The sequence below is a fragment of the Blautia intestinalis genome, assembly GCF_014297355.1.
Lineage (GTDB): Bacteria > Bacillota > Clostridia > Lachnospirales > Lachnospiraceae > Blautia_A > Blautia_A intestinalis.
In genome coordinates this window covers 1-1,014 of record NZ_JACOQE010000038.1, presented here as the reverse complement: position 1 = coordinate 1,014, position 1,014 = coordinate 1, and the positions used below count along the sequence as shown (strand labels likewise).

Genomic DNA, 1,014 nt, shown 5'->3' with positions numbered 1-1,014 from the left:
CATGTGGAGGCAGAAATAAAAGAGCCTACTGTTATATATATGGAAAGACCGCTTAGAAAAGCAGAATATACCATCCACATAGAAGTCCCGCCAAATCCTTTCTGGGCTTCTGTCGGGTTGTCCATAGAGCCGCTCCCTATTGGAAGCGGAGTGCAGTATGAAAGCAGAGTTTCACTTGGATATTTAAACCAATCGTTCCAAAATGCGGTTATGGAGGGGGTTCTTTATGGCTGCGAGCAGGGGCTGTATGGATGGAAAGTGACAGACTGTAAAATCTGTTTTGAATATGGATTGTATTATAGTCCTGTAAGTACCCCCGCAGACTTTCGGCTGCTTTCCCCTATCGTATTGGAGCAGGCTTTAAAAAAAGCAGGGACAGAACTATTAGAGCCATATCTCCACTTTGAAATTTATGCACCGCAGGAATATCTCTCACGGGCGTATCATGATGCCCCAAGGTATTGTGCAGATATTGTAAGTACTCAGGTAAAGAATGACGAGGTCATTCTGAAAGGAGAAATCCCTGCCAGATGTATTCAAGAATACAGGAACGATTTAACTTATTTCACAAATGGGCAGGGAGTCTGCTTGACAGAGTTAAAAGGATACCAGCCAGCTATTGGTAAATTTATTTGCCAACCCCGCCGCCCGAATAGCCGTATAGATAAGGTTCGGCATATGTTCCACAAGTTAGCTTAACAGCTTGCAAAAGTCATATAAAATGAGATTTGAAAGGATTAGAGACTAATTATGATGAAATGCGAATGGATATTGTGTCCTGTTTGTGGGAGCAAAACCCGTAATAAAATTAGGAAGGACACTGTTTTGGAGAATTATCCCCTTTATTGTCCAAAATGCAGACAAGAAAGCTTGATTAAAGTTGACAACTTGAAGATAACTGTCATCAAAGAGCCAGACGCTTAAGACGCAGAGCCGATGAAATTGTGGAACAATTCACGAATCATCGGCTCTTTTTGTTTCGTATTTGAAAGAACAAACTCACCAAATAAAAAA

General features: G+C 41.2%; 1 protein-coding gene and 1 pseudogene. Both read left to right on the top strand.

Features of this window, described 5'->3' with window-relative positions; genetic code table 11:
* A pseudogene (gene tet(O), locus H8Z79_RS16665) lies at window positions 1-699 on the top strand (tetracycline resistance ribosomal protection protein Tet(O)); the annotation flags it as partial.
* Window positions 700-750: 51 nt separating this feature from the next.
* Complete coding sequence (locus H8Z79_RS16660) at window positions 751-924, top strand: cysteine-rich KTR domain-containing protein (protein WP_011528024.1); 174 nt, start codon at window positions 751-753, stop codon at window positions 922-924.
* Window positions 925-1,014 lie beyond the last annotated feature (90 nt).